We start from the raw sequence: 6,665 nt of genomic DNA on the forward strand, positions 1-6,665 counted from the left end.
GTCGTCGTCGCACACTGGGAGCTCCGCTCCGCCGCCCTCACGACGGTCGCACGTCGGGCTGTCTGATCCGCCCGTAGAGGGTGAGCATCGCCAGCCGGTCGTCGTCGTCGTGCGCCGGGCCGGCGAGAGCCTGCGGCGGGGCCCAGTCCCGGTAGAGCACGCCCGGCGCCAGCACGGCGACGGCGGTGCCGGCCGGGTAGTGGGCGCTGCGGTCCACCGGCAGCTCGGCGAACGCGTCGGGCAGGAGCCGGTGCAGCACGTCCAGCAGAGGACGGAGCCGTGCTGCTCGCGCCTCGTGCACGGAGAGGGTCACGGCGTTCATCGCGGCGAGCGCGGCCACCAGGTGCTCGGCGGCGTCGTCGTCGTCGCACCGCTCGGTGACCAGCAGCGAGACCACACCGCGCGGCTTCAGCCAGCCGAGAGTGGCGGCCTCGTCGTCGCCGTCCACCGAGACGACGCGGTCGGAGGCGTGGGCGTAGTCGTGAAGGAGCCGCGACCAGACGTCGCCCGGGCCGGGCCCGTCGACCTGCGCGACCGCCTCCGCCGCGGCGAGCAGGGAGCTCTGCCGGTGGAGCCTCGGGAACAGGCTGTCCGCCGGTCCCCAGTGCTGCTCGGCCGTGCGCGAGCGCTCGGGGGGTTCCTGGTCGTGCCGGTCCTGCATGTCGACTCCTGAGCCGCCGGTCTCCGCGCCCCCTCGCGCCTGCCGTTCGTCCCTTCACCCTGCGCTCCGCCGGAGCGCGTGTCAATGAGCCGAACGGGGGTCGATCGGAGCCGTGGTCAGCGAGCGGAGCCGAAGAGGCTGCCGGTGGTGGAGTCGTCGGCCGGATCGAGGACCGCGCAGACGATCGTGCGGTCTCCATGGCGCCAGCCGACCTCGGAGGGGACGAGCGAGCGGTACTCGAGGGCGGAGTCGCCGTAGGCGATCCCCATCACGGCGCCGAACTCCGGCTCGCAGCCCGCCTCGGCCTGGGCGAGCAGCGTGTTGCGGCTGGAGTAGCGGTCTCCGGGCTGCGCGAACGTGTGGAAGACCTCCAGTGCGTGCTCCTCGGCGCACGGGACGACGTCCACGTCGGCGATGCGGTCGTCGCCCGGGTCGGCCAGGCAGTCGCCGCGCCGCAGCGAGAACACGTCGGTGACGCCGGCGGTCGCCACCGTGCCGCCCTCGTCACGCACGGCCTCCGGGCCGTCCGGCCCGACGACGGAGGAGCAGCCCGAGAGGAGCAGGAGGAGCGCCGCCGAGGCGAGCGCGGCCGTCCGGCTCCTCATCGCGGCGCCACGATCGCGAGCACCTCGTCGTGCAGCAGGCCGTTGGTGGCGACGGCGCTGCCGTGCCACGGCCCGTCCTCCCCGTCGGCGGAGGTGAAGCGGCCGCCCGCCTCCTGCACGATCGGCACCAGGGCCGCCAGGTCGTAGGGCTTCACGTCGAACTCGCCCGCACCGTCGAGGAGGCCCTCGGCGACGAGCATGTAGGGCCACGCGTCCCCGTACGCCCGGTCGCGCCAGACGGCGCCGGCGAGCTCGAGCAGCTGCGGGAGACGGCCCGCGCCCTCCCACTGCTGGATGCTGTTGTAGCTGAAGGTCGCCGAGGCGAGCGTGTCGATCCCCGAGACGCGCAGCGGTCGCGGCTCGGCCCCGGCCTCCAGCTCGACGGCCCAGGCGCCGGAGCCCTCGGCCGCCCACCAGCGCGTGCCGAGAGCGGGAGCGGAGACGACTCCGACGACGGGGACGCCGTCGACCGCGAGCGCGATCAGGGTCGCCCAGATCGGGACGCCGCGGAGGAAGTGGGCGGTGCCGTCGATCGGGTCGAGGATCCACTGCCGCGAGGCCTCGCCCGAGGTGCCGAACTCCTCGCCGAGGATCGCGTCGTCCGGACGCTCGGCGGCGAGCAGCGCGCGGATCGCCTTCTCGACGGCGCGGTCGGCGTCGGTGACCGGGGTGCGGTCGAGCTTCGTGTCCACGACGAGGTCGAGCGCGCCGAACCGCTCCCGCGAGATCGCATCGGCCGCGTCCGCCAGGCGGAGGGCGAGTCGGAGGTCGTCGTCGAAGCTCTGGTCACTGCTCTGCGGGGTCACGCGACCACGATACCGGTGGGTCCCGCGGAGCCTCCGATCGCTGCCGCGGGCTTTCCGTCGCACTCGATTTGACGAGACGGGGGGAGACGCTGGTAGTGTGATCCCTCGGTTCGGCACGCACGATCAGCCGGCCGGAACGCACCTCTAGCTCAATCGGCAGAGCAACTGACTCTTAATCAGTGGGTTCTCGGTTCAAGTCCGAGGGGGTGCACCACCAGCCCCGCACCTCCTCGTGAGGTGCGGGGCTTCGTCGTTCCCGGTCCGTGTCCGTTCCCGACCTCCTCCGAGCGCCCGCAGGGGGAGCGCCGGCCCGTGCTCACTCGCTGGAGGGTGCGGCGGTCGACGGGTCGAAAGGCGGCAGGACTCCGCGGAAGCCGACGCTCGTGGAGCCGATCCCGATGTCGAGCGCGTCCGAGGCCCGGGCCTGATCGGCGGCGGCGGCGGTCAGGCTCAGGGTGATGCCCGTCCGCGTGAAGGCCCGGGCGACGGTGCTCCAGGCCGGGTCGACGTCTCCGTCCGCCGACGCTAACAGGCGCCTGAGCATCCGCACGGTGTCCGGCGCAGAATGCGGACCGACCCCCGTTCGCGTGGCAGGATCTCCGTTCGCTTCCGTTTCCCCTCCAGAAAGGACCGATGTGCCCGAAGACGTCCTCCCCGTGATCGGCTCGATCGCGCTCGCCGTGGTGATCGCGGTCGTGATCGCCGTGGTCGCGACCGCCGTCGTCGCCCTCGTGCTGCGCTCGGTCGGCAAGCGCAAGACCTGGGCGCGCCTGCTGATCCGGCGTCTGCGCATCCCGTTCCGCGTGCTGCTGATGACCATCGCGGTCTGGGCCGCGCTCGCCGCCACCGTGTCGGGCGACCCCTGGCCGGGTCTCGTGCAGCGGGTGTTCCAGATCGCCACGATCGGCGCGGCGGCGTGGGTGATCGGATCCCTGTTCGTGTTCCTCGAGGACCTGGGCGCCGAGCGCTACCGGACCGACACGGCCGACAACCGCCGGGCACGCCGCCTCCGCACGCAGATGACGATCATCCGGAGGGTCGCCGTGGCGGCCGTCGTGGTCATCGCGATCGGCGCCTCGCTGCTGACCTTCCCCGAGGCCCGCACGGCCGGTGCGAGCCTCCTGGCCTCGGCCGGCGTGCTCTCGATCGTGGCGGGCCTGGCCGCGCAGTCGAGCCTCACGAACATCTTCGCCGGGATGCAGCTCGCCTTCAGCGACGCCATCCGCCTGGACGACGTGGTGATCGTCGAGACCGAGTGGGGGCGGATCGAGGAGATCACGCTGACCTACGTCGTCGTCCACCTCTGGGACGACCGCCGCCTGGTGCTGCCCACGAACTACTTCACGACCCAGCCGTTCCAGAACTGGACCCGCACCGGGTCCGAGCTGCTCGGCGCCGTCGAGCTCGACCTGGACTGGCGGGTGAGCCCCGAGCAGATGCGCGACGAGCTGCACCGCATGCTCGAGGAGACGGACCTCTGGGACCGGCGCACCAGTGTCCTGCAGGTGACCGACGCGACGGGCGGCTTCGTCCGGATCCGGGTGCTCGTCACCGCGAAGGACGCGCCGACGCTCTTCGACCTGCGCTGCTACGTGCGCGAGCGGCTCGTCTCGTGGCTGCACGAGAACGACCCCGTCGCCCTGCCGCGTCAGCGCGTCGAGATCGAGCGGGAGCCCGCTCCCGCCGTGACCCCGCGCCGGCACGGGTCCTCCGCCCCGGACAACCTGTTCTCGGGCGACGAGCGCTCGAACGAGCGGGGGGCGATGTTCACAGGTCTCATCGACCTGCGGGACACCCCGAAGCGGGACACCCCGAAGCGGGAGCTGCCGCCGCGGGACTGACTCCTGCGAGGACGCCGCTCCCACGGCCGTGCCCGGGGTGCGCGCGGCGAGCGGCGTCCCGCAGGGCGGTCAGCGGTTCACAGAGCTCATGTCGGCGTAGCGGTCGCCGACGGGGGCCTCGAGCGCGCCGAGGACGTCGAGCTGCTCCGCGGTCAACACGAGGGCGTCCGCGGCCGCGTTCTCCTCGATGCGCGAGACGCGCTTGGTGCCCGGGATCGGAGCGATGTCCTCGCCCTGGGCGAGAAGCCAGGCGAGCGCCACCTGCGCGGCGGTCGCGTCCGCCTCTGCCGCCACCCGGTCGACGGCCTCCACGATGCGGAGGTTCGCCTCCAGCGCTCCGTCGGCGAAGCGGGGGTTGTCGCGGCGGAAGTCGTCGCTGCCCAGCTCGGCGACCGAGCGGATGCTGCCCGTGAGGAAGCCGCGGCCCAGCGGCGAGTACGGGACGAAGCCGATGCCGAGCTCGCGGAGGACCGGCAGCACCTCCGCCTCGGGGTCGCGGGTCCAGAGCGAGTACTCGGACTGCACAGCGGTGACCGGGTGCACGGCGTGAGCGCGCCGGATCGTCGCGGGCGCCGCCTCCGAGAGGCCGTAGCCGCGGAGCTTGCCCTCCTGGATCAGCTCCGCGAAGGCCCCGGCGGTCTCCTCGACCGGGACGCCCGGGTCCATGCGGTGCTGGTAGTAGAGGTCGATGCGGTCGGTGCCGAGGCGCGCGAGCGAGCCCTCGACGGCGAGCCGCAGGTTCTCCGGGGAGCCGTCGAGTCCGCGGCCCCCGTCGCCGCGGTGGCGGATCATGCCGAACTTGCTCGCCAGCACCACCTCGTCGCGGCGGCCTGCCAGCGCGCGGCCGAGCAGCTCCTCGTTGGTGTACGGGCCGTAGATCTCGGCGGTGTCGAGGAACGTGACGCCGAGCTCGAGGGCGCGGTGCACGGTGCGGATCGACTCCGCGTCGTCGGTGCCGGCGCCGGTGTAGAACGCCGACATGCCCATCGCGCCGAGACCGAGGCGCGAGACCTCGAGAGCGGCGACGTCGGATCCGAGGGTGATCGTCTTCATCAGTGGGTGGTCCTCTCCTGGTACGCCGCGATCTTGATGTCGATCGCGGCGAGGCTGGCGTGTGTCCGGGCGAGCTGCGCCTCGACCTCCTCGCGGTGCGTCCGGAGCAGCGCGAGGCGCTCCGGCTCCGTGGCGGGCCCGATCCGTAGGAGCCGGGCGTACTCGCGGATCCTCGCGATCGGCATCCCGGTCGCGCGGAGCTTGGTGAGGAAGTCGACCCAGCCGACGTCGGCCGGCCGGTAGCGGCGGTGCTGCGACGAGGCGCGCTCGACCGGGTCGAGCATGAGCCCGGCGCGCTCGTAGTAGCGCAGGGTGTGCACGGTGAGACCGGTGACGGCGGCGACCTGCGAGATCGACAGCACCTCCGGCTCGGCCGGGGCGGCGGTGGCGGTGGACATGGCGTCAACCTACGACTTCGAGTGCGCTCGAGGTCAAGCGGGAGCGGGCGACTCAGCCGACCTCGCGGCTGAAGCCCAGGAGGGCCTCGGCGATGCGGGCGTCCGCCTCCTCGTGGCTGATGGTCGCCTCGCCGTCGCCCGCCTGCGGCCCGTACCAGCCGAAGTCGGCGTGGTTGGCGCCGTCGATCTCGACGAGGTCGGCGGAGGAGGGCAGCCGGACGCTCGCGTCGGCGACCTTCTCCGGCGTGCTGAGCCCGTCCTCCGATCCGCTGACACTGAGGACGGGGAGCCCGGAGCCCGAGAGGTCGTTCGCGCAGTAGCTGCCGAGCAGCACCAGGCCCGCCACCGCCGGGTCCTCGGCCCACTGGCAGGCCTTCACGCCGCCGAGGGAGTGGCCGCCGACGAGCCAGCGGTCGACGCCCTCGGCCTGGCTGGTGAAGGTCTCGAGCGAGCGGAGATCGAAGAAGGCCAGGTGCAGGATCGGCCGCGTGATCACGACGGTCGCCCCGGCCTCGACCAGCGGAGCCAGGGTCGCCTCGTAGGAGGAGGCGTCGACCTTCGCTCCGGGGATGAAGACCAGGCCCGTGCCGGCCAGCTCACCGGTCGAGGTCGGCGTCATCACGAGCGCGTCGTCCGTGCGCTCGACCGCGATCGCCGGATCGGCGCGCACGCGGGCGAGGGCGTCCTCGTCGGGGCCGCTGACGATCGAGCTCCAGGTGAGGAAGCCGAGGACCGCGACTCCGAGGACTCCGCCGATGCTCGCGAGAACGACGCGGCGGCGCCTCATCGGGCTGCCGCGATCGCGTCGGCCGCCTGCACCAGGGCGAGGTGGGAGAGGGCCTGGGGAGTGTTCCCCGCGTGCCGGCGGCCCTCGACGTCGTACTCCTCCGAGAGGAGGCCCACGTCGTTGCAGAGCCCGACGAGCCGGTCCATCAGGGTCCGCGCGTCGTCGATCCGGCCGGAGTCGGCGTACTGCCGGACGAGCCAGAAGGAGCAGGCGAGGAACGGGTGCTCGCCGCCGGCGAGGCCGTCGACCGAGGACTCGGTCCGGTAGCGGTGCAGCAGGCCGTCCTGCAGGAGCACGCGCTCCAGCTCGGCGACGGTGCCCAGCATCCGCGGGTCGTCGGCGGGGACGAACCCGACCATCGGCAGCACGAGGAGCGACGCGTCGACCTCGGGCGAGCCGTAGGACTGCACGAAGTGGCCGCGCTCGATCGGGGCGTCCGCGCCGTGCGCGAGAACGGCCTGCCCGGTCCGGTCGAGACCTGGGAGCGCCTCCGCGACGAGGTGCGCGCCGAGAT

9 protein-coding genes and 1 tRNA gene are annotated in these 6,665 nt (G+C 73.1%); 2 read left to right on the plus strand and 8 right to left on the minus strand.

Annotated features, from left to right (window positions below; translation table 11 throughout):
• Nucleotides 1-37 precede the first annotated feature (37 nt).
• The 3 genes from C5D04_RS12780 to C5D04_RS12790 all read right to left on the minus strand — a co-directional run bounded on the left by C5D04_RS12780 (nucleotide 38) and on the right by C5D04_RS12790 (nucleotide 2,072).
• On the minus strand, nucleotides 38-661 hold the full coding sequence (locus C5D04_RS12780) for a hypothetical protein (RefSeq protein WP_104347790.1): 624 nt from the start codon (nucleotides 659-661) through the stop codon (nucleotides 38-40).
• A 116-nt stretch (nucleotides 662-777) separates the two neighbouring features.
• The gene (locus C5D04_RS12785; protein ID WP_104223555.1) at nucleotides 778-1,266 is read right to left on the minus strand and encodes a septum formation family protein; all 489 of its coding nucleotides are present in this window, start codon (nucleotides 1,264-1,266) and stop codon (nucleotides 778-780) included.
• Nucleotides 1,263-2,072, minus strand: a complete 810-nt coding sequence (locus C5D04_RS12790; RefSeq protein WP_104267050.1) for an inositol monophosphatase family protein — start codon at nucleotides 2,070-2,072, stop codon at nucleotides 1,263-1,265. Before C5D04_RS12790 ends, C5D04_RS12785 begins: the two co-directional genes overlap by 4 nt.
• 138 nt (nucleotides 2,073-2,210) lie before the next feature.
• Between C5D04_RS12790 and C5D04_RS12795 the strand changes: the two genes are divergently transcribed.
• Nucleotides 2,211-2,286 (plus strand) — tRNA-Lys (locus C5D04_RS12795).
• Between the two features lie 102 nt (nucleotides 2,287-2,388).
• Here C5D04_RS12795 and C5D04_RS18295 read toward each other — a convergent pair.
• Nucleotides 2,389-2,616, minus strand: a complete 228-nt coding sequence (locus tag C5D04_RS18295) for a hypothetical protein (RefSeq protein ID WP_181074937.1) — start codon at nucleotides 2,614-2,616, stop codon at nucleotides 2,389-2,391.
• A gap of 91 nt (nucleotides 2,617-2,707) precedes the next feature.
• Here C5D04_RS18295 and C5D04_RS12800 point away from each other — a divergent pair, with 91 nt between their 5' ends.
• Nucleotides 2,708-3,913, plus strand: a complete 1,206-nt coding sequence (locus C5D04_RS12800) for a mechanosensitive ion channel family protein (protein ID WP_258068910.1) — start codon at nucleotides 2,708-2,710, stop codon at nucleotides 3,911-3,913.
• Nucleotides 3,914-3,982: 69 nt separating this feature from the next.
• Here C5D04_RS12800 and C5D04_RS12805 read toward each other — a convergent pair whose 3' ends face one another.
• The 4 genes from C5D04_RS12805 to C5D04_RS12820 all read right to left on the minus strand — a co-directional run.
• The gene (locus C5D04_RS12805; protein WP_104226238.1) at nucleotides 3,983-4,966 is read right to left on the minus strand and encodes an aldo/keto reductase; all 984 of its coding nucleotides are present in this window, start codon (nucleotides 4,964-4,966) and stop codon (nucleotides 3,983-3,985) included.
• Nucleotides 4,966-5,364 carry a MerR family transcriptional regulator gene (locus C5D04_RS12810; protein WP_104223551.1) on the minus strand — a complete coding sequence of 133 codons (399 nt, stop codon included), beginning with the start codon at nucleotides 5,362-5,364 and terminating at the stop codon, nucleotides 4,966-4,968. Before C5D04_RS12810 ends, C5D04_RS12805 begins: the two co-directional genes overlap by 1 nt.
• A 52-nt stretch (nucleotides 5,365-5,416) precedes the next feature.
• Nucleotides 5,417-6,151 (minus strand): alpha/beta hydrolase, encoded by a 735-nt coding sequence (locus tag C5D04_RS12815; protein ID WP_104223550.1) that lies wholly within the window; start codon nucleotides 6,149-6,151, stop codon nucleotides 5,417-5,419.
• Nucleotides 6,148-6,665 (minus strand): glycoside hydrolase family 15 protein (locus C5D04_RS12820; RefSeq protein WP_258066489.1); only part of this gene is annotated, 518 nt, incomplete at its 5' end. The genes C5D04_RS12820 and C5D04_RS12815, both read right to left, overlap by 4 nt.

It is taken from the genome of Rathayibacter sp. AY1D2, assembly GCF_002932695.1.
Lineage (GTDB): Bacteria > Actinomycetota > Actinomycetes > Actinomycetales > Microbacteriaceae > Rathayibacter.

Coding starts and splice junctions, on each gene's coding strand:
- C5D04_RS18295 (WP_181074937.1), bottom strand. CDS start 2,616: ATGCTCAGGCGCCTGTTAGCGTCGGCGGACGGAGACGTCGACCCGGCC.
- C5D04_RS12780 (WP_104347790.1), bottom strand. CDS start 661: ATGCAGGACCGGCACGACCAGGAACCCCCCGAGCGCTCGCGCACGGCC.
- C5D04_RS12810 (WP_104223551.1), bottom strand. CDS start 5,364: ATGTCCACCGCCACCGCCGCCCCGGCCGAGCCGGAGGTGCTGTCGATC.
- C5D04_RS12815 (WP_104223550.1), bottom strand. CDS start 6,151: ATGAGGCGCCGCCGCGTCGTTCTCGCGAGCATCGGCGGAGTCCTCGGA.
- C5D04_RS12785 (WP_104223555.1), bottom strand. CDS start 1,266: ATGAGGAGCCGGACGGCCGCGCTCGCCTCGGCGGCGCTCCTCCTGCTC.
- C5D04_RS12805 (WP_104226238.1), bottom strand. CDS start 4,966: ATGAAGACGATCACCCTCGGATCCGACGTCGCCGCTCTCGAGGTCTCG.